This window comes from Candidatus Poriferisodalis sp. (assembly GCF_965221945.1).
Classification (GTDB): domain Bacteria; phylum Actinomycetota; class Acidimicrobiia; order Acidimicrobiales; family Poriferisodalaceae; genus Poriferisodalis.
The window spans coordinates 2,600,496-2,621,633 of sequence record NZ_OZ244925.1 but is presented as its reverse complement, the minus strand read 5'-3'; the positions used below and the strand labels follow the sequence as shown (position 1 = coordinate 2,621,633).

General features: G+C 64.0%; 16 protein-coding genes. 10 read left to right on the top strand and 6 right to left on the bottom strand.

Features of this window, described 5'->3' with window-relative positions; genetic code table 11:
• The first annotated feature begins 35 nt into the window (after positions 1 to 35).
• From ACOQPH_RS12170 to ACOQPH_RS12160, 3 genes are all read left to right on the top strand, one after another.
• On the top strand, positions 36 to 1,883 hold the full coding sequence (locus tag ACOQPH_RS12170) for a 3'-5' exonuclease (protein ID WP_420621651.1): 1,848 nt from the start codon (positions 36 to 38) through the stop codon (positions 1,881 to 1,883).
• 280 nt (positions 1,884 to 2,163) lie between these two features.
• A complete protein-coding gene (locus ACOQPH_RS12165) occupies positions 2,164 to 3,039 on the top strand; it encodes a TIGR03617 family F420-dependent LLM class oxidoreductase (protein WP_420621650.1) in 876 nt (291 codons plus the stop codon).
• Positions 3,036 to 3,698, top strand: a complete 663-nt coding sequence (locus ACOQPH_RS12160) for a DNA-3-methyladenine glycosylase I (protein WP_420621649.1) — start codon at positions 3,036 to 3,038, stop codon at positions 3,696 to 3,698. Before ACOQPH_RS12165 ends, ACOQPH_RS12160 begins: the two co-directional genes overlap by 4 nt.
• A gap of 45 nt (positions 3,699 to 3,743) precedes the next feature.
• On the opposite strand, the gene ACOQPH_RS12155 is transcribed toward ACOQPH_RS12160, so the two are convergent.
• Positions 3,744 to 4,565, bottom strand: coding sequence for a DNA adenine methylase (locus ACOQPH_RS12155; RefSeq protein WP_420621648.1), 822 nt, complete (start codon positions 4,563 to 4,565; stop codon positions 3,744 to 3,746).
• 89 nt (positions 4,566 to 4,654) lie between these two features.
• A complete protein-coding gene (locus tag ACOQPH_RS12150) occupies positions 4,655 to 6,058 on the bottom strand; it encodes a hypothetical protein (RefSeq protein ID WP_420621647.1) in 1,404 nt (467 codons plus the stop codon).
• A 390-nt stretch (positions 6,059 to 6,448) separates the two neighbouring features.
• On the opposite strand from ACOQPH_RS12150, the gene ACOQPH_RS12145 reads away from it, so the two are divergent.
• Both ACOQPH_RS12145 and ACOQPH_RS12140 read left to right on the top strand, forming a co-directional pair.
• The gene (locus ACOQPH_RS12145; RefSeq protein WP_420621646.1) at positions 6,449 to 10,336 is read left to right on the top strand and encodes an Eco57I restriction-modification methylase domain-containing protein; all 3,888 of its coding nucleotides are present in this window, start codon (positions 6,449 to 6,451) and stop codon (positions 10,334 to 10,336) included.
• 4 nt (positions 10,337 to 10,340) lie between these two features.
• Positions 10,341 to 13,511: a helicase-related protein gene (locus ACOQPH_RS12140; protein ID WP_420621645.1), complete on the top strand. Its 3,171-nt coding sequence runs from the start codon at positions 10,341 to 10,343 to the stop codon at positions 13,509 to 13,511.
• 44 nt (positions 13,512 to 13,555) lie between these two features.
• Here the strand turns inward: ACOQPH_RS12140 and ACOQPH_RS12135 are convergent, their stop codons facing one another.
• Positions 13,556 to 13,855 carry a hypothetical protein gene (locus ACOQPH_RS12135; RefSeq protein WP_420621644.1) on the bottom strand — a complete coding sequence of 100 codons (300 nt, stop codon included), beginning with the start codon at positions 13,853 to 13,855 and terminating at the stop codon, positions 13,556 to 13,558.
• 159 nt (positions 13,856 to 14,014) lie between these two features.
• The gene (locus tag ACOQPH_RS12130) at positions 14,015 to 14,635 is read right to left on the bottom strand and encodes a 5-formyltetrahydrofolate cyclo-ligase (RefSeq protein WP_420621643.1); all 621 of its coding nucleotides are present in this window, start codon (positions 14,633 to 14,635) and stop codon (positions 14,015 to 14,017) included.
• A gap of 23 nt (positions 14,636 to 14,658) precedes the next feature.
• Here ACOQPH_RS12130 and ACOQPH_RS12125 point away from each other — a divergent pair, with 23 nt between their 5' ends.
• The 3 genes from ACOQPH_RS12125 to ACOQPH_RS12115 are packed head-to-tail and all read left to right on the top strand — an operon-like array spanning position 14,659 to position 17,084.
• A complete protein-coding gene (locus ACOQPH_RS12125) occupies positions 14,659 to 14,787 on the top strand; it encodes a hypothetical protein (RefSeq protein ID WP_420621642.1) in 129 nt (42 codons plus the stop codon).
• A gap of 13 nt (positions 14,788 to 14,800) precedes the next feature.
• Positions 14,801 to 16,117 (top strand): DUF4032 domain-containing protein, encoded by a 1,317-nt coding sequence (locus ACOQPH_RS12120; protein ID WP_420621641.1) that lies wholly within the window; start codon positions 14,801 to 14,803, stop codon positions 16,115 to 16,117.
• Positions 16,118 to 16,127: 10 nt separating this feature from the next.
• Positions 16,128 to 17,084, top strand: coding sequence for a sterol desaturase family protein (locus tag ACOQPH_RS12115; protein ID WP_420621640.1), 957 nt, complete (start codon positions 16,128 to 16,130; stop codon positions 17,082 to 17,084).
• Positions 17,085 to 17,137: 53 nt separating this feature from the next.
• Here the strand turns inward: ACOQPH_RS12115 and ACOQPH_RS12110 are convergent, their stop codons facing one another.
• A complete protein-coding gene (locus ACOQPH_RS12110; protein WP_420621639.1) occupies positions 17,138 to 17,866 on the bottom strand; it encodes an SDR family NAD(P)-dependent oxidoreductase in 729 nt (242 codons plus the stop codon).
• A 107-nt stretch (positions 17,867 to 17,973) separates the two neighbouring features.
• Here ACOQPH_RS12110 and ACOQPH_RS12105 point away from each other — a divergent pair, with 107 nt between their 5' ends.
• Entirely contained in the window at positions 17,974 to 19,272 is a 1,299-nt protein-coding gene (locus ACOQPH_RS12105; protein WP_420621638.1) for an MFS transporter, read from the top strand.
• Positions 19,273 to 19,307: 35 nt separating this feature from the next.
• On the opposite strand, the gene surE is transcribed toward ACOQPH_RS12105, so the two are convergent.
• Positions 19,308 to 20,123 carry a 5'/3'-nucleotidase SurE gene (surE, locus tag ACOQPH_RS12100; RefSeq protein ID WP_420621637.1) on the bottom strand — a complete coding sequence of 272 codons (816 nt, stop codon included), beginning with the start codon at positions 20,121 to 20,123 and terminating at the stop codon, positions 19,308 to 19,310.
• Between the two features lie 173 nt (positions 20,124 to 20,296).
• On the opposite strand from surE, the gene ACOQPH_RS12095 reads away from it, so the two are divergent.
• A complete protein-coding gene (locus ACOQPH_RS12095) occupies positions 20,297 to 21,124 on the top strand; it encodes a metallophosphoesterase family protein (protein ID WP_420621636.1) in 828 nt (275 codons plus the stop codon).
• Positions 21,125 to 21,138 lie beyond the last annotated feature (14 nt).

Genomic DNA, 21,138 nt, shown 5'->3' with positions numbered 1-21,138 from the left:
TTCTGCTGTTCGGGTCACTAGCGTGACCATTTGAAATGGCATTCATGCAGCCAGAGAACATTGCGAGCCGCAACGATGTCCCTCAGCGGCTGCAATCTGTCGCCGCCTGCCTGCGTGACTTCTTGCCCGGCGATGTCACGGTATGGCTAGAGCGAACCGGCAACGGCGAAACGGCCGCGCTCAGGCGAGAGTTCGAACGAGCACCGCGCTCTGACGACGACGGTGCCTGCTATCTCGTCGTGCTGGATCGATCCGCTGGCATCGCGGTCGTTGAGTCACCGACGCGTCGCCAGGTGATTTCGTGGGGCCGTCGCCGTACCAAGCTGAATCAAGACCTCTTGCGTCGCGAGATTGCTCAGCGAGTCGCATCGCTGCAAGTCGAGATCCTGCGGCACTCGTTGGAGACGTTGCCGGTTCGTCATGTCCTCGGACTGCCCGACGTTTCACGGGCCGACGCTTCGAAATTCGAGACGCGATTGCCGTGCTTGGCTGAAGAGGACTTCGCGCCAAGCCGACTGCGCGACGCGCTGTGCCAGGCTGTCGGCGGCACCGTTCTCCAATTCGAGCAGCCGGCACGCGTGTCCCCGCACGGGAACGGTGATGGCACCTCAGCTGGCGCCGAAACCGGATCCGACTCCGACATTTCCGAAGACGAGTTGAAGGCTGCGCGCGTGGCGGTGCAGCCCGATGTCGTGATCGGTACCGAGGTCGGGCGAATGTTCAGGCCGGTCGATGCCGACAGCGAGAACGTCATCCGGGCGCTGGACCGTGAACAGGAGCGACTGGCGCGCCACCTCGGCGAGGGCTACCGGGTCATACGCGGTGTAGCAGGCAGCGGCAAGACGTTGATCCTGATCCATCGTGCCCGACACATCGCCCGCCACCTGCCTGAATGGCGCATCTTGCTGTTGTGCTACAACATCCCGCTCGCGTCCGCGCTCGGCAACGAGCTGAGCGATGCGCCCAATGTGTCCGTCTCGACCGTCGACCGGATGGCCTACCAGCTGCTCAGGGGCACGGACTGGATCCAGAACGAGTCTGGGCGGCCCGATTTCGAGGCTCGTCGCAGCGCCGCGGCGGAAATTGCGGCGTCCGCGCCAGCCGCCGAACGTTATGACATGGTTCTTGTCGACGAAGCGCAGGACCTCGGTGCTCAAGGCTTGGATCTGGCGTGGGCCTTGCTGAAGCCAGATCGAGAAAATCTCGTGATCGCACACGATGGCGCCCAACGGATATATCGAGGCAAGCGACGGTGGAATCCGCCGGGCCGAACCGCTCAGGGCCGAACCAAGGTCTTGAAAGTGAACTACCGAAACACGCGCGAGATACTCGACGCAGCGATCACCCAACTGGGTGACGCCGTGCAGCGCGTGCCAGGCGAAGAGCAGCCAGACGACTTCGACGTACTAGTGCTGCCTGATCGTGCGTTGCGCCGCGGACCGGTTCCGCTCGTGACAGTGTGCGACGGGTTGCGTTCTGAGGTGGAAGCCGTTCTCAACCATGTGAAACGGTTGCGGTCGGCCAGAGTGCCGCGGGACCACATTGTGATCCTGTCTGGTTGGAAGGAGTTCCGACAAGAGGTGCTGCGGGGCATCGGCCCGACGGCTTCGCTCGACGCGCAGGAGCACCGCGACGAGGTGGCATTGGCCACCAATGTCATCCGGGTAGCGACACTGCAGCTGCTGAAGGGTCTCGAATACCGACATGTCATCGTGGGCGGGGTCAACCACATCTGGGTCGAAGACGACGAGCCAGCAGAGCAGGACCGTCAGCGGCGGCGCTTGCTGTACGTGGCGATGACGCGCGCCAGCGAGACGTTGACGGTCACATACTCCGGCGACGGCATCATGAATGTGCTCAGCCAGCTTCCCGAATTTCGCTGATCCGTGCACACGTTGACCCTTGGATGCTCTGATCCCTGTATGCACTGGCGACGATGCCATTGCACGGGCGAGCACGCCGCTCCCGAGCGGGTGCATCATGCGCGATGCAACCCACAGGAGGTCTGACCGATGAACATCACGTCCACGACACAGCATCGAATCGACGGTGCCACCACCTCGAGCACTCCGTGCGGGTGCGCGGACAAGGCCGCGCAGTTCGAGGAGATGGGGCCTGTCGGCGGCCTGGTCTGTCGAGGCCTCCCATGACCCGTTTCTGCCGTTGGCGCTGGCATCGGAGCGAACCGAGACCATCGAGCTCGGCACGGCCATCGCTGTCGCGTTCGCTCGCAACCCGATGACCTGCGCGGTGACGGCGTGGGATCTGCACTGGATGAGCGGCGGGAGGTTCATCCTCGGCCTCGGCACGCAGATCAAGCCCCACATCACCAAGCGGTACAGCGAGCCGTGGTCACGCCCCGCCGAACGTATGCGGGAGTACATCGAGGCGGTACGCGCCATCTGGCACACCTTCGAGACCGGCGAGCGGCTCAACCACCGCGGCGAGTTCTACACTCACACCCTCATGACGCCGTTCTTCAATCCCGGCCCGATCGGGATGGAGGCACCGCCGATCTACGTGGCCGGCGTCGGACCCCGCATGGTCGAGGTGATCGGTGCCGCCGCTGACGGCTTCTTCGTCCACCCCTTCCACACGGCCCAGTTCATGACCGACGTCACGCTGCCGGCGCTGGCTGCGGGTGCGACCTCCGCAGGGCGTGACATCGGCGATGTGACTGTCGCGTGCCTGTCCATCGTCGCGATGGGAGAGAACGACGAGCAGATCGAGCGGGCGCGTCGATCGGCAGCCGGCCAGCTGGCGTTCTACGGCTCGACGCCGGCCTATGCGGGTGCGCTCGACCACCACGGCTACGACGGGCTGCAGCCCCAGCTCAACACGCTGTCCAAGCAGGGCAATTGGCGAGAGATGACCGATCTCATCGACGATGATCTGCTGGACCTCGTCGTCGTGTCCGGCACCCCGTCCGAGGTGGGCAGCCAGATCGCGCAACGCAACACCTTCGCCGACCGCACGACGATGATGTTCTACGGACCGACGCCTACCAACGACGCCGTCGCCGCAGCCAGCAGCGCATGACCCAGCCGGCCGAAGTGCCTTCGGGTCTCCGGCGACGAACCGACGGGACGCTGGCGTGCTGGTGGGGCGAAGGCCACGACGACTACGAGGCGTACCACGACACTGAGTGGGGGGTGCCGGTGACGGACGACGTCCGTCTCTACGAGAAGATGTGCCTCGAGGGCTTCCAGTCCGGGCTGTCGTGGCTGACGATCCTGCGCAAGCGGGAGAACTTCCGGGCGGTATTCAGCGGATTCGACTTCGAGGCGGTGGCTGGCTTCGGCCACGCCGACGTCGAACGGCTGATGGGCGACGCAGGCATCGTGCGGCACCGCGGCAAGATCGAAGCGACGATCAACAACGCCCGCGCTGCACTCGAAACGATCGAGGCGCACGGCAGCCTGTCCGCTTTCTTCTGGTCGTTCGAACCGGTCCCCGATGATCGGCCAGCCGTCATCGACCACAGAGCGCTGGCCTCGATGGCAACGACGCCCGAATCCACCGCGCTGAGCAAGGCACTGCGCAAGCTGGGCTGGCGCTTTGTCGGCCCCACCACCTGTTACGCCCTGATGCAGGCCTCGGGCATCGTCAACGACCACATCGAAGGCTGCCACCGCCGACCGGTGATTGAGACGGCTAGAGACGCGCTGATGCGGCTGGGAAGCTTGAAAGTCAGCTGAGCCGGTTGGTTACCAAGCCTCTGTCGAGGATGCTGCAGTTGACGGTCACGCCATCGCGGTAGGCAACGGAGTCACCCGGCGGTGCCAGATCGCTCGGTGTAGGAGTCGCGTTTCGTCTTTCATAGTGATGGCAGTCGACATGGCCATCAGTTCGTGACCGCGGTGTGGTCGAGCAGCGCTGTGGCGAAGGCCGAATTGAAGGATGTTGTTGTTGCAGTACAGGTCGTCGGCGACTCTGGGGTCGCAGTCGTAGCTGACGATCCAGCGCTGATAGCCCGAATTGAGCTTCTCGGCGAGCAACTGGTGCTTGGAGTAGCTCATCGCGTCCAAGTAGAGGTCAGTGGACTTGGTGAGGTACGGCGGGTCGGCGTAGACGAACGCCTCGTGGCTGTCACTTGCGCAACGCTGTTCGAGTAGGTCTATGGCGTCACCAGCGTGCAGGGTGATTCGCTTGGAAAGTTGCGCCACGAGTTCAAGCCGCCGAATCAAGTCGGCTCGGTTGAAGCGGCAGTCGAGCGGATACGGACCATCCTGGTTGAGTCCGCCAATCGGCCGCGCACGCAGGATGCCCGAACGGTTGGTGCGGTTCAGGAAGAAGGCCGCGAATCCAAGCGCGACGACATCAGCCGGGTCTGCGGTTTCGAGCAGGTGGAATTGCTCGTGCCATGTGTCAAGGGTGACATCGCAACTGCACACGGCGTCCGCGAGTTCTTCAGGGTGCTCGAGCGCTGCCCGCCAGAACGCAGCAACAGCGGGATCGGCATCGCCGATGACGGCCTCTGGAACTGCATCCGAGTGCAGGAGTCCTAGAGCGATTGCAGCGCCGCCCGCGAATGGCTCGATGTATCTCGCAGGGGCAGGGTCCATGGCCTCAACGAGCTGTCGGACAAACTTCAGTAGGAGTCCCTTGCCGCCGGGATATCGAAGTGGACTGAGGAAGCGCACTTGGGGACGACTCAGCCAGACCGCAGTGCTGTGCAGATTTCTTCGAGCAAGGGCCTGTAACCGATGGCGATGCTATTCAGGTCCGATTCACCTGGGGCCGTATCCGCATTGTGCACGTACTCGTGTAGGTGTCTCACCGACATAACACTTGACGCGTTTTGCAGATGGGTCTGTACGGCGTGGAAGCGCTGATCGTCGTCCGCGATACCCAGTTCCTTGAGGGCTGCGCGGACAAGTTGGGCCAGCCTTGCCGATTTGGACACCGACTGGCCTCGGCTCTTGAGGAACTGCACAACGCTGAGTTCTACGACGCACCTCTGAAGCACTGCAATCGCATTCGGGTGTATGTTCGGGTTCAACGTGGCGAGTTCGTTCACGACTTGTCGGGTGCGAGGAAGCAGCCCCGTCGTGTCGACTTCGCTAAACGGGTGTGCAATCGGTTGCGTTCGCCGCAGTCGTGAACTGGTTGTGGAGGCACTGCTGTCATCGGCGCTCGTTTCGCCGTCGGTGGTCGTCGAGGGACTCTCGCTTCCAGCTTCACTGACAGGCTCGCGACCCACATCGAGCGTGAGCTGGGGGTCTGGCGGCTCTTCCCCCTCCTCGCCATAGAGCAGTTGGTCGATGTAGCGGGCACGATCATGCTTCCGCTTGAGCGTTGTGACGGTGGTTCCCGTCGCCAAGTCTTTGACGACGTGCGCGAGCCGATCCACGACGGTGTCGACTTCTGCACGAAGAGAAATGGTGTCGCCCGCAAATTCGAAGCCCACGCGGCTTCGTACATAAGGATCGCCTGCGAGACGCCCCAGGTTCGTGACTCTGCCGCGTTCAACTGCGTCCAAGTGTGTGTGAGCCGGATGGTCGGAGGGCAGTTTCCGGCGCAGCCAATCCAAGATGACAAGCGCCTTGCTCGTCTGGGTGTTGGGGGTCCCCGCCACCGCAGCTCGAAATCGCTGCTTGGCCGTCGATCCCCAAGACACGGTTCCGACGCCCTCCAGTTCGCCGGAATGAGTTCGCTCGAGCCACAGCCTCGCTTCGCTGCGAGTCGCAACGACTGCACAGGTAACGGTCTCGGGTTGATTCCCCGAGTTCGCGACTGCCGCGTTGAAATCAGGTGTCCGCACCTCGTCGGGGAGGAGTGAAGGAGTCCGGAGGAGACGCAGCGCAGCTAGGCGTCGATTTCCGTCCAGCACCGTGTAGCGACCATCGTCCGCCTTGAGCACGATGAACAGGTCTGCGATGTGAAGTCCGCTCGCGTGGATATCGACCGCGATGTTGACCAGCTTGACGCCTTGATCTTCGATGAGTCGCGCTAGGGCTAGATCTTGGCTCTCGACTTCGCCATGACGGGGATTCTCGCGATCGAGGTCGAGTAGCTCGACTGCAATCGGCTGGGGGTCGGTGTGACCTGCTGACATGACAAGCAAGCAGGCTACTCATCCAGTTTCGGGCGGGGCAGAAACCGGTATCAGCCAGGTGATTCCACTTGTGCCCCGCCCTGCCGTTCAGGGCATCGGCGAAGCGATGAGGTCGTGGCCAAGCAGCCCGGCTCCCCTCAGGGGCTGATGCCAGCGTCCATGGGTCGAAGCTGTATGAGCCACACGCGAGCAGCCCGAGACATCGAACTCGGCGTGCGATTCTGCCTTTCGCGGCCCACTTCTTGTCGAAATAGATTTGGTAGTGACACTCAAGGTCTTTAGTCTCGGAGTCGGCACTTCCCGCTGTCGCATGCGCATGCATGCGCGTTCGCGAGGAGGGTCATGGACGGTCAGGTACTCGCTGTCAGACGGCACGTACCCTTGCGTCCCGTGAACGCCGATGAGCTGCTGAGCCGGCTGGTGGCGCGCAGAGTGGCACAGGAGGTGCCGCCTGGCCCTGGCGCATCACGGACGGTCCGCTTCGGTCACCTCGAAGTCGCGACGGCATCCAAGGCCGGCGAGACGTTCATGCGTGCCCGGTGGCGCGAACGGGTCGGCAGTTCGGAGTTGGGATACCTGCTCGTCTTCGACGACTCGAAGACCGATGGGAGCGTCCTGGTACTCGGCCCACGCGCAGCGACTGAGCCACTTCGTTCAATGGATTGCGAAGGACTTGCGTCCGCAATCGAACGGGCAGCGGCCATGCCGTCGCTGGAGGCGTCGCGTCACATCGCCACCGAAGTCGTGCGTCTCGCAGGCCGGGGTCTGCTGGTGTCGGGATTGCTTACCCGGCATATGCTCGAGCACCGCATTCTGGATGATCCAACGTTCGGCCTCTTCGCTGCCGAAGCGCTTCAAGACGTGCACTGGGACGGCGATTGGCGCTCGTTGCCCGCCGGGCTCGGCTACGACATCGAAACCCTCGAGCCGCGTGGGTACTTGCTTCGATTCGACAGCAGTCCCGTGGCCGTAGTGCATCCCAAGGCGGATCCGAGCGACTTCATGCGACTCGACGATGCCGGTCGCCCGCCTGAAGGCGTGTTGGCTGCAGACTGCCGGTCACGAGGTGCTCGATACGGGCTGCTCGCCTGCAGGAACCGTTACCGCCTCTTTGACTGCGACCCTGCAGCCTCGACGGCGGAATGGCTGGACCTCGACGCTCAGTTGCTCGGCGATGAACGCCGCGCATGCCTCGCACTGCTCGCCCCTCGCTATCTGGCTGAGGGTGGCTTCACCGAATTGCAAGATGAGGCTCAGACGTTTGGCTCGGCACTGCGGCGCCGACTCGACCGCACCATTCGTCACGATGCGCTGCCCGCGCTAGCGGCCGGGCTTGAGCGCTGGGTGGCTCAGACTGGGGCGGATATTGATGATGATGAATTCAGGCAGGAGCTTCAGCGCGCCGCGCTCACCCTGCTGTTCAGGCTGCTCTTCGTGCTCTACGCCGAGAGTTCGCGCTACCTGCCGACCGATGACGCGACATACCGCCGGCATTCTCTGGCCGAACTCGTGGCCGAAGCGCAGCAGACACAAGACGATGTCAGCGACGCTTCGACGGGTTTGTGGTCCAGCTTCGGCACGCTGGTGCGAGCACTCCGGACCGGCAACCCGGCGTGGGGAGTGCCCGCCTACAACGGCGCCCTCTTCTCAAACAGGGATTTTGAGGGTGCAGCACTCTTGGAAGAGATCGAACTCGACGACCGTTGCTTTGCCGAGGTATTGACAGCAGTCGGCATCGATGCAGAGACCGGCCGCGGCGTCGACTACTCCTCCTTGGAGATCGCTCACATCGGTCACATCTACGAGACGCTGCTGAGTCTGCAGCTAACCGTGGCAGATCGTCCGCTGCGGTACGACCTCGGGCGGGACCGATACATAGCCGCCGCCGACGAGCCTGAAATCGTCTCGGGATCGTTGCTGTGGCAAGCCCACGAGGGTGGTCGCAAGGCCGGTGGCGTTTACTACACACCGGTGCCGCTGGTGAAGCACCTTGTGCGCCAAGCGGTCCTGCCTGCATTCGAAGGTCACCTCGACGAGGTACGGCACATCGCGAAGGAGGACCCGGTCGCCGCAGCCAATCAACTGCTCGACTTCGCTGTGCTCGACCCCGCCTGTGGCAGCGCGCATTTCTTGGTCGAAGTCACCGACCTGCTCGCCGAGAGCACGGTTACGTTCCTCGCCGAAACGCCGCTGCCGAAAATCCGAGAGTCGATCAATGGCCTGCGGTCCCAAGCGCGAGCGGGGATCGATGTCACCGACGCGGCCCTTTTGCGCAGGTTGCTGCTCAAGCACTGTGTGTACGGGACTGATGTGAGTCCGATGGGCGCTGAGATCGCCACGTTGTCGCTGTGGCTCGCCTCATTCGTCCCCGGCCTGTCGCTGGCGTACTTGGGCCGAAACGTCGTCGTCGGGAATGCGCTCATTGGTGTCGCCTCGGCCTCCAGTGTTGTGCCGGAGGGCACGTTCCAAGAGCAGTCGCTACGAACGGCCCTAGCGGACGCCTCCGAGGCAGCGGAGCGAGTAGCTGAGATCGACGACCGCACACCGAGCGAAGTTGAGGCAAGCAAGGCTGCCGATGCCGAGACCGCGGTTGCAACCGCCGGCATGCGACGCCTCTTCGACCTGTGGACGGCCGAGGGCTTCGAGGTTGTCGGCGCGCGGGAGGCGGCCGAAGTATCGGGTTCCGACATCATCGCTGACACGGTGAGCGAAGACATTCGCAAAAAATTAGAAGCGGCCATCCGATTCGCGGCACAGCACCATTTCCTGCACTGGCCACTGGAGTTTCCTCGGGTCTTCGCAGACGGGCGCCGTGGCTTTGATGCCGTCGTAGGCAATCCGCCGTGGGAAGAAGTGACGATCGAGGAGCTTGCGTTCTACGGGCTTCACCTACCCGGACTTCGGGGTCTCCCCAGCCATCAACGACAGGCTGAAATCGTTGAGCTCCGCGCCGAGCGACCCGAACTCGCCGGCCTGCTGGAACAGGAACAGGAACGCGTCACCGTCGAGAGGGCCGCACTGGCATCGGGTGAGTATGTCTCGACTGGCGGCGACCCCGACCTCTACAAGTACTTCTGCCAGCGGTACAGAAGTCTCGTCCGGGAGGGCGGGATGATCGGCGTGGTGTTGCCGAGATCGACGTTCGTGACCCAAGGTTCGGAGGGTTTTCGCGACTGGCTCTATACCGAAATGACGGCTCGCCGCATTGACACGCTGATCAATCGGCGGCTGTGGGCATTTGAGACTCACCCGCAATTCGGCGTCGCACTCGTCACCGCCCAACGCCAAGAGCCGCCCGATGGGCACATTGTTGCGATGCTCGGGATCGCGGACTCGAGCGAGGCCTGGGAATCTCAGGCTGCGTCAACGGGGGTGCCGGTGGCGGTCGCATCGCTTGGCGACGGTTGGCTGACGCCGCGCCTGAGGTCGCAGGCCGAAGCTGACCTATTGGCCAAGTTGCGCACGGGTTCGAGATTTCCCCTTGGTTCGGGCGGAAGATGGATGTGCTTTGGCGTGGCCGAGCTGCACGAGACCAATGACAAGTCTCTTTGGCAGAGTGGCCGAGGAGGTCGGCAGTTGTGGAAGGGCGAGAGCTTCGATCAGTATGAACCGCACGGCGCGGCGGCACGCAAGTGCTCGGCCAGTGCTGCGGTGCTCCAGAAGATCCGCAAGCCACGACCGGGCAGCGGCTCGCTCATCGCTGACCATGTCAAGTTGGCAGTGCGCCGAAGGACGGTCAGTTCGGAACTTGAACGCGCACGGGTGGCATTCCGCGATGTCTCGCGCTCAGACGACAGCAGGACTGCCCGCGCTTGTTTGGTTCCTCCCGAGGTTCTTCTAACCAACAAGGCGCCGTACATCGCATTCGTCGACGGCGACGAGATGACTCAAGCTGCCTGTCTTGGCATCATCAACAGCCTGCCCTTTGACTGGCAGGTGCGTCGCTACGTCGAGATCAACATGAATTTCTTTCTATTGGAGTCGTTGGTCGTGCCCAATCTTGATGACGCCGACTACCCGGCGGTTGTCTCCGCTGCGGCCCGCCTCTCGGCGGTAGATGACCGCTTCGCACAATTCGCTGAGGCCGTTGGTGTCGAGTACGGCCCGCTGGCGGCCGACGAGCGCGAGCACCTGCGCATCGACATTGACGCGCGTGTCGCACGTGCTTGGCAACTCACCCATGACGACCTGGAGACGACGTTTGTCGACTTCACCACTGATGCCGTGACGCCGGCCTACCGCGAGGCTCTTGTTGCGCGGCTGCGCGAACTGAGCTGAGGCCGTGCTTTCTCGCCCGGACTTGCTGGACAACCTCGGCGACTCAACTTGTCATGCTGAGGCGCTCACGTTTCTTCTCGACGACATCAGCAACGATGACGGTCTCTCGGTGGCCACAGGATTCGTCAACCTCGGAGGACTCGCGCATCTCGCAACGGCAGTCGACGATGGCCGACAGGTGCGTCTAATGATCGGTGCCTCTCCAGCGCCGGCGCTCGGAGCGCAGTTCCCCAACACGCTGTTCGAGACGACACTCGCCGGCCTGCGCCACGACCGGGATTTGGCGCGGTTCCCGCCCAGCAGGGCGGCGGCGCAACTGGCCGCTCTCGACACATGGCTGGATGATGAACACGTCCAGGTCCGCCGTTACACGAAACGCTTCCTGCACGGCAAGGCGTATCTCTTCGGTGATGCCGAGAATGCCCGTGCTGCGCTTGTCACCTCGGCGAATCTCACACGTGCCGGCCTGTTTTCGAACCTTGAGCTCGGGCTTGTCGACTACAGCCCGAACGTCGCAGGCCGGGCCGTGTCGTGGTTCGATGCATTGTGGGAAGAAGCCGTCGACTTCAAGGCCGAGTTGCGGGAGCTGTTGTATCCCGACATCGGCCTGGTCAATCCTCGGACGGTGTACCTGCGAGCACTGGTGGAACTGCTCGGAGAGGAGACGGATCAACCTGAAGGCCCTGCGCCCGGCGCCATTGAGCTAGCCGCGTTCCAGCGGGATGGGTTCAACCGAGCGCTGCGCATACTCGAACGGCACCACGGCGTGATCTACGCCGACGGAGTCGGAACCGGAACGACCGAGATCGGCCTTGCACTAGTCGAGGAATACGCCTTGCGCCGGGGCCTCCACGCGCTCGTCGTCACTCCTGCACAGCTCGTCGAGCACTGGCGCGGTCGGCTCGCGCGGGCTCGTCTGCCAGCCGAGGTCGTCAGCTTCCACCAGCTGGCATCAGACGAACAACTCGCGGCCTCAGGAACTGCGAACCCACAACTGCACCTCCACAGCGACAAGGACGCCTACCGGTTGGTGGTTATCGACGAGGGGCATGCGCTTCGGACTCCGGGGACCACTTGGTACCGCGCTATGTCGCGCTTGCTCGGCGGGGTTCAGAAGGATCTCGCGCTGTTGAGTGCCACCCCCATCAACAACGGTCTGTGGGACCTTTACCACTTGGTCATGACGTTCGCCCGTCATGACCGCGCGTTTGCAGCATGGGGGATTCCGTCGCTTCGGAATCTGTTCGTCCGAGCTGGTGCCAACGAGCGGGACGCCGAGAATCTCGATCCTGACGTGCTGTTCGAGCTGGCCGATCTCGTCAGCGTGCGTCGAGACCGGCGCTTCATCGAGCGGCACTACCCGGGTGCCACGTTTCCCGACGGGACACCTGTCGCATTCCCTGAGCCAGAGCTGTCCACAGAGCGTTACGACCTCGATGCCGCATTCCCCGATCTTGTGCAGACCATCACCGACAATCTCGGACAGCTGACGATGGCCCGCTATCGGCCCAGCGCATACCGACGCGATGGCTCTGAGACCGGCCGAGAGGCGGTGCTCAGCGCACTGCTGCAATCGGCGGTACTCAAGCGATTCGAGTCGTGCTGGCATGCGTGTCTCTTGACCGTGCGTCGAATGCTCGCGGCTCATGACGTGTTCCTCGAAGCATGGGACAACGGATATGTCCTCAGCGGCGAGTCGCTCCGGCAGGCGACCCTGGCCGACCTCGACGAATCGGGCCTCGCCGGATGGCTCGACGAAGAAATGGACGAATTCGTATCCGAGCCGACCGAGGATTTCCTGGAGCCGTACCGAGACGATGTCGCTGGCGACCGTGACGTGCTGGAAGCGTGTGCTGACGCACTCGACGCACTCGACGCAGCAGGAGACCCCAAGCTGGAACTGCTGAAGCGAGTGCTTCGCGACGTGCCATCGGACAAGGTCGTCGTTTTCTCGACCTTCGCCGACACCGTCCGTTATCTCGACGAGCACTTGCCGGACGTCGCCGATGGGCGCAAACGCGTGACCGTGATCGGCGCCGAGACTGATCCCGATCAGCGCACCGGGTTGCTGGCTCGCTTTTGCCCGGCGACCGTCATTCGCCCCGACTACGAGCCGCCCGACGGTGAAGTCGACTTGCTGCTCAGCAACGACGTGCTCTCGGAGGGGCAAAACCTGCAACAGGCGGCGGCGGTGGTCAGTTACGACATGCCGTGGAACCCCCAGCGCGTCGTACAGCGATACGGCCGGGTGGTTCGGCTGAAGAGCCCGCATGACACGGTGTCACTGGTGTCGATGCTGCCCGAACCCGGCGATCTGGAACTGATCCTTCGGCTCGAAGCGGCGATTCAGCGCAAGATTGTGGCAGCGCGACCATACGGAATGGAGATCGAGGTCACCGACGCGCAAGTGGAAGAGGAAATGCGCTCCTATGCCTTGCGTCTTGAGAGTGACGACGCAACCCTGCTAGATGAAGATGACCCGACTGCTGAAGGCCAAGTGCTGAGCGGCGAGCTGCTGCGGGCAGAGCTCCAGCGAGCAGCTGCTGAAGGCGAGATTGAGCGGCTGCTCAACCTGCCTTGGGGAATCGGTTCGCAGTTCGTGCTAGGCCCTGCGATTCCATCAGTAGGCCCGTCGGGCGTCTTCTTCGCTTGCCGCACGCCCGATGGTCATAGGCACTGGCGTTACGTCGCTGAGGATGGGCAGATGTCCTCAGCCCCGGCGACCATTCTGCGCCGCATCGACCCGGGCTCCGCCCCTGGCGTTGACGCACCGGATCTTGACCTCGAATCAGCTTGGAGTGATGCAGCTCAGTCGATCATCGACGATCACAATGAAGGAGTCCAGGCGGTGCTTGAGGGCCGGTCGCTAGGACCCATTCAGCGGTGGGCCCGGGGGTTGTTGGCGGATCCATCGGTTCCGCAGCCGCCATCGGCGAACGAGGTCTTCGAGGCGCTGGCCGTCGAGCGCAGCACCGCCGTGCGAAGGGACCTCGGCGAAGTCAGGCGGGCCCTGGACGACGGGTCGATCGACGGAGCCACAGCGGCCATTCGGATTTCCGAGGTTGTCGACTTCCACGGACTCTTGCCAGTCGAATTGCCGTCAACTTCCTCGGCCATCTCCGAAGAAGACATCGGTGTTGTGTGTTGGATGGGCGTGCTCCCAGCGCCGCGCTAACCGCATCTCGAACCAGGTGCCGGTCTTTCCGGCGAGGTTCGCTGTCAGTTTGAGCTGGGAGCGATGATCGTGACCACCATCGACACGGTCATCCCCGTGACTCGTTCAGGCTGGCCAGCGAAGACGGCCGCCCGCTCAGGCGACGCTGCGAATTCGGAGTACGCGGCTTCGTAGTCGCCGGGGTGGCTGACTGCCCAGACGAGTTGATTGTTCTCACGGTCGGCATACATGAACTCGACCTTGAAACCGAACTTCTCCCGCACGGCGATGATGTTGGGGAACCATTCGAGCAACGAGTCCATTTGGCCCTCGACAACGTCGTAACGGCGCAGTTGTGTCGCCATATCGGCTCCTTTCGCACGCGGAATGCCGCGATCTTGGCCTGGGCGGTTCGGGCCCGTTCGGCTGTGGCGCCGCCCACCGTACTGTCGCCATGACCAGCACGGCTGACTGCGAATAGGCCAACGCCGACCATTTGGCCGTGCGCGATGCGGGGCAGCCAGCTACTGACCGCCGTCGGGTTCGACGGCGACCACACCATCCTCGGTGGCGAGGTGTGTCATGGGCACATCGTGGGCCTCGGAAGGCAGCCGGTCGAAGATCAGCTCACGACGTGAGATCCCAATCCGGGGGCGGTCAGCAGGAAGCCTGGCCAGCAACTCGTCGAAGTAGCCAGCGCCGTGGCCGAGACGCGTCCCGGTTCGGTCGAAGGCCATGCCCGGTACAAGGGCCAGCGCGATGTGACGGGGCTGCAACTCGAATGCGTCAGCGATCGGCTGCGGGAAACCGAACCGATGCTGCTCCATGGCGCCGACTGCCGGGTGCAGCGTGAGCGAGCCGTCCGGGGGAGTCCGCGTCACGGCGAAGCGTTGCCAGCCCAGCGCATCGGCGAGGCCGTCAAGCGAGAGCTCCTGCGGCATCGCCCGGTAGAAGAGAATCAGCCCGTTCCCGAGGGGCGGAGCGCCGCCGACGCGGTCGTTCCAGGTGACATCGACAGACTCGATGAAGCGGTGCAAACTCGTCACCAACGTTTCGGCGGTGCCGGGATCGACCTGCATCTGCCGATCGCGCAACCAGCGCCGCCACATATCCTTGGATGCTCCCGCAGTGGGAGGCTCGCGCACCTCGCACACGCTAGATGCAGCAGATGCGACCGATCGGACTGGGACGGCCAGCGCCAGCGGGGGCGACAGTCAATTTGACAGTCGAGATCGCTGTGTCGGTGCAGAATCTTCACTTCTTCGATCTCGGGGATCACACGGCGATCTGGGACTGACGACGAGGGCGCGGTGCCTGCTGACTTGCAAATCATCACTCGGCAGGGGCATCCAGACTTTCTCGATCTTCCATGGGAGCAGCCGCTTGAGCTGTGGAGCGGCACAACGGACCGGCTCATCAGCGTCCGCCGTGGATTGAGCCGCCATGTCGTGCGCATGGTCTCCTACGACGGTCGGGTCTACGCGCTCAAAGAAACCGAACAACGGCTCGCGGAGCGCGAATATCGGGTACTTCGACACCTCGAGGATTCGCGCCTGCCCGCTGTCAAAGCAGTCGGTGTCGTCACCGGTCGTCGCAGCCGCGATGGCCGGGATCTCAAGTCGATGCTGATCACGCGCTTCTTGGACTTCGCGCTTCCGTACCAGCACCTGTTTCGCACAACCGCGACCTCGTTGCTGCGCGATCGCTTGCTCGATGCCGCGGTCGTCCTGCTGTCGAGGCTTCATCTCGAGGGGATCTACTGGGGCGACATCTCGCTGGCGAATGTCCTGTTCAGGCGCGACGCGGGCGCGCTGATGGCATATCTGGTCGATGCGGAGACAGCAGAGTGCCGCCCGAGCCTCAGCGACGAGCTGCGCGAGCACGATCTGGCGCTCGGCATCGAGAACATCGCAGGGGGCCTGTACGACGCCATCAGTGAAGGCCTGCTCGAGGTCGACGCGGATCCGATCGAGATCACCGATGATCTTCTCGACCGATATCGCTGGCTCTGGGCAGAGCTGACACGCGAAGACGACATAGCGGCGCATGAACGGTGGCGCATCCGCCAGCGCATCGAGCGACTGAACGCGATGGGCTTCGACGTCGAAGAGCTCTCCGTGGTGCAGTCGTCCGACGGCTCTCGGCTGCGGATCCGGCCTGTGGTGCTCGAAGAGGGCCACGCACACCTGCGACTACGGCGACTGACTGGTCTCGAGGTCCAAGAGAACCAGGCACGGACGCTGCTCAACGCGGTCGACGCGTACGGGCTGGCGCTCGAACGAGAAGCAGGTCATGTGCTGCCCGAGTCGGTGAAGGCCTACCGGTGGCTATCCGAGCGGTACGAGCCGGTGATTGCTGCGATTCCAGACCGGTATCGGGACCGTCTCGACGACGCCCAGCTGATCTACGAGTTCATCGAGCATCGGTTTGAGCGCTCGAAAGCGGCTGGCCGTCAGGTCGAGAACGACGAGGCGATGGTCACCTTTGTCGACGAGGTGCTCGAGCGGCTGCCCCGAGAGCGGACGCTCATCGATCATGACGGAGGCAATGACCCCGGCGATGTCTTGCTAGGGGCGCCTGAGCTGGGGGCGCCTGAGGCACCCACCCCAACCGCAGGCGAGGCGTAGGCTGCGCGCAGTGGGGATCGGGGAAGTCACGCTTCCGCCGCTGTACGAGCGTCCGCCTCGGCCGCTGGCCATGACGCGCTGGCTGGTCACCAAGTATTTCTGGTGGCAGAACGCGCTCTGGATTGTCATCGGCGTTGTGGCCTGGACGTGGCTGACGCCATCGCTCGACCGCTTCGCCGCGCCCGCCCCGTGGGCGGTCGCGCTGGTGTATGCGCGCAACGTCGGGCTCATGGTCGTCATCGTCGGCGGTTTGCACTGGTGGCTGTACATGCGGCGCTCCCAAGGGACGCAGCACAAGTACGACGAACGATGGTTGTCAGTCGGGCGGCGGCCGTTCCTGTTGCGGCATCAGACACGCGACAACGTGTTCTGGTCGCTGGTGAGTGCCTGCTCGATCGCAGCGCTGTACGAGTCGCTGATGCTGTGGCTGTATGCCAACGACCTGATCTGGACGATCCCGGCCCGCAGCAGCCTTCTGTATGCAGTTGCGCTGACGTTTGCCATGTTCCCGCTGGTGTCAGTGCACTTCTACGCCAACCACCGACTGCTGCACACCCAGCTCCTGTACCGCACGGCGCATTCGCTGCATCACCACAACGTGAACATCGGTCCGTGGACCGGCGTCGCCATGCACCCCGTTGAGCACGTGCTGTATTTCTCAGCGCCGCTCATGTTCCTGCTGATACCGGGCAATCCGTACCTCGTGACGCTGACTGCCACGTACCTGCTGCTGTCACCTGCACCGTCGCATTCGGGCTTCGACCGCTACATCGTGGCCGGCGGGCGCACCATCGCAGGCGGCGACCGCTACCACACGCTTCACCACCGTTACTTCGACTGCAACTACGGCACGTCGCTGGTGCCCATGGACAAGTGGTTCGGGACGTGGCACGACGGCAGCGACAAGGCCACCGATCAGGTCAAGCAGCGCCGCGCGAAGAAGGCGAGCACGCGCTCGACCGGCTGAGTCGAGCCGCTGGCTCGACCCAGCCGTGAATTCGAGACGACGGGACGCGCCCGCTAGGCGATCGTCTCGGGTTCGGTCGTGACCAGCAGCTCGGCCACTGACGCTGTGTTCGGCAGTCGCAGGATGGTCGCGACCGTGTGAGCAAGGTCGTCCGCCTGGATCATGATCGAGGGGTCGACGCCGAATTCTGCGGTCATGTCGGTCTGCACGTAGCCAGGACACACTGCGGTGCAACGGATCCCATCAGGGAACGTCGCGTGGCGGACCGAATGGTGCAGCGACATCGCGGCGTGCTTGCTCATGGCATAGCCAGGGGCGAAGGTGCCGCGCACCCGCTTGCCCGACATGGAGATCACGTTCACGATGCGCCCTTCGCCGCTGCGACGCAGGTGTGGCAGCGCGGCCCGGATCATGCGGAATGGGCCCTTCGCGTTGACCTCCCACAGCAGGTCGAGAGTCTCCTCGGTCAGCTCGTCGAGGGTGTCGGTCGAGGCGACGCCCGCATTATTGACGAGACAGTCGATGCGGCCATGGGCGTCGAGCGTCTCCGCGGTCCAGCGTTCGGCGCCGGCTCGGTCGGTCACCTCGTAGTGGTGCAGGCTCACTGCGGGACCACCGCTCCAATCGGTCCGATACGCCGTGGCCGACTCCTCGAGGGACGAGAAGTCGCGGGCCCCCAGCGACAACGCCCAGCCGTCGGCGTGCAGCGCCGCCGCGAGTGCTGCGCCGATGCCTCGGTTGGCTCCGCTGATCATCGCTACGCATCCGGTGATATCTCGCATCTCGCACCCTTTCGGGCGGGTCATCCGGGCATGCAGCAATGCCCCGCAGTAGCGTTCCCAAGCGGCCCCGGCGCCAAACCCGGCACGCCGAAGGGGAGGCTAGGGCGATGGTGCAGAGCTTGTCGGCCGGCGGCGAGGGGGCTACATACCTCCCAGGCACGCCCGAACGCGACGAACTGGCACGCCGAACCATCCGGGTACTGCAACTCGGCGTCATCCCCAGCGGACTGGCCATGACGGCGTCGTTCTCGGCGTCGACCCTGCTGGCCGACCAGATGACCGGCAGCGAGACGAAGGCCTCACTGGCGGCCGTGTGCCTGAGCATCGGCGGCACGCTGGCCGGAATCCCGCTGGCCGCGCTGATGGCACGTCATGGTCGCCGCGCCGGACTGGCCGCTGGCTACATGACTGGTGCAATCGGTGCCACGCTCGCACTGCTGTCCGCGTTCGCCGGCCGGTACTCAGTGCTGGTTCTCGGCATGGTGCTGATCGGCACCGGCCAAGCTGCCAACTTGGCGTCGCGCTACGCCGGAGCCGATCTGGCCACTGACGAGAATCGTGCCCGCTCGATCAGCCTGGTGCTCTGGGCCAGCACCGTTGGGTCGGTGCTGGGTCCCACGGTGGCGCTTGGCCTCAAGAGCCTCTTCACAGACACCGAAGGACTGAGCGGTTTCGCGCTGCCCTATGCGCTGGCCCTCGGCCTCTTCGTGCTCGCAGCCGTCAACATCTCACGCCGCCTGCGCCCCGACCCGCTCCACATCGTGGCTGCCGACACCGGGTCGAAGAGCGTCCAACTGCCGAGCCTGGCCGAGGCCGGACGCGTCCTCGCGCACCCGGTGGCGTCCATCGCTCTGATCGCGATGATGCTGTCCCAAGCCGTGATGGTCGGCGTCATGACGGTGTCCCCGATTCACATGTCCCAGGGCGACCAGAATCCCCTGATCATCGGCATCATGCTGTCGCTGCACATCTCGGGCATGTTCGCCTTCTCACCGTATGTGGGCTGGCTGGTCGACCGGATTGGCGGCCAGATGGTCATCTTGGCCGGTGCCGGGGCGCTGGCACTGGGTGCCGAAATCGCCTCCAACGCCCACGCCGCCCACGCCGGCGGGCACCTCTGGGGATTGTTCTTGGTGGGCATCGGCTGGAGCTGCTGTGTCGTTGCCGCCAGTTCGCTGCTGACGGCGTCGTTCCCCGTTGAGCGACGTGTCAGCGTGCAGGCCACGGCCGATGTGCTGATGACCGCCCTCGGCGCCGCGGCCGGCGTGGGCTCAGGCCTGGCAGTTGAACACCGTGACTACGCAGATCTCGCGCACTGGGGAGCGCTGGTGGGCTTGGCGCTCGGCGTTGTGGCCACTGTGGCCCTCGTGCGCCACTTGCGCGTCACTCGTCGGATCACGCTGTAAGAGGCTGAGCCGCTAGGCGACTCGGGTCGCCGCGCTCAGAACAGCCCGTCGAGGCAGGCAGCAAGCTTCGAGTCGGGCACCGGCGACTGGGCAGTGATGCGCGACAGGAATGACACTGAGACGTAGTCGTGCATGACTGCGCCGGTGTCGACGTCGACAGGCATGTCGACCGCATCACCCCAGTGCATCGCGACCCGGAACGCATCTGCGTTGTCGGAGTGCGGTTCGAGGCTGACCGAGGTGATCGAGCGCGGTGGCAAGGTGCCCACCTCGGTGAGTCGCCAGCCCTTCATGTCTGGGACCTCACAATTCGGAACGTTGAGGTTCACTGCCCATGCCCCCTCGTGCACGTCTGCGAGCAGGCCGCTGAGCACGACGCTGGCCACTTCGGCTGCTGAGTGCCATTTCTGGTCGGCGATGGCGTCTTCCCAGCCTTGGCCCTCGACACCGAATCCCTCGACGGTCTGGCTGACTGCCAAGCCTGGAATGTTGCCATTGCGGCCGGTCAGCACCGCTCCGACGGTGCCGGAGTGGTACACCGAACGACCTACATTCGCCCCTGGATTGATGCCCGATACGACCAGGTCGACGGGCCCAAAGGCGCCGAGCCGGGCGAACATCACGCACAACGCCGGCGCTCCCGACACTGCCCAGGCGTCTTCGATGCCTTCGAATCGCACCTTGTGAACCTCCGGATCCATCAGGTGCAAGGGACCGATCGCTGCACCAGCTCCCGAGTATTCGGAGTCGGGTGCGACCACTACGACGTCGCCGTGAGCCGTCATCGCGCTGGCGAGAACGTGCAGACCCTCGGATTCGATGCCGTCATCGTTGGTCACCAGGATCCGCACCGTGCAGAAGGTAGTGCCCAAGGGTGACATACCGACGTATGGCCTGCGAACAGGTGATGCCGCACGGCTGACACCCAGCTGACATGCGGTTTTCAACGGTGTCGTGCTCGTGGCTTGGTCCTGAAATCTCCGGCTGATGTCTCTGGCAGTGTGCCGTGGCAAGCTGTTTCGCTGTGAAGGGACTGGCCGAGACTGGGACTCCCAAGGCGTTGCCCCCCACCGGGCACACGTTGCGGGTCCTGCACACGTCCGATGTTCACATCGGTCATGTCCGGGGACCCCAGGGGACGCACCGCGATGTCTGTCAGTGCCCCATATGGGCCCTGGCCGAAACCGCCGCGGCCCACGAAGCCGATGTGCTGCTGATCGCCGGCGACCTGTTCGACCACGCCCGGCTGAAACGGTCCGACGTTGCGCACACGATGGAACTGCTGGGCGGTGTCGACGCCTCCGTCGTGATCATTCCCGGCAACCACGACGTCCACGACGAGCGGACGTTGTGGGGCACCCACGCCGACCACGAACATCGCCTCGAAGTCACCGGCGCCGGCGTGAACTTCCTCGACGATCCCGAGGGTGCAACGCTGCACTTCGGCGAGCACGACCTGACCCTGTGGGGCCGCGCAATGGACTCACATGACTCCGACTACCGCCCTCTCGCCGGTGTGCCGCCCCGTCCCGATAGCGGCTGGTTCATCGCAGCGGGTCATGGACACTTCCAGCGCACTGCTGACGATGCGCATCGGTCATCGCCGATTGCCGCCGAAGAAATCGAAGCCACCGGCGCCGATTACGTGGCACTCGGCCACTGGCACGTGCCCACCGACGTCTCAGTCGGTGATGTGATCGCGTGGTACCCGGGCGCCCCTATGGGCATACCTTCGAACGGGACTGCCTGCTTGGTCACCTTCTCTCAGCACGTCGACGGCAGCGCCGGAACGGTCTCCGTTGACCATGTGGCTGTCACGCCGCCCCCCGACGGCTGCGCGGAGCGGTACTGAGACGACCGCTCGAA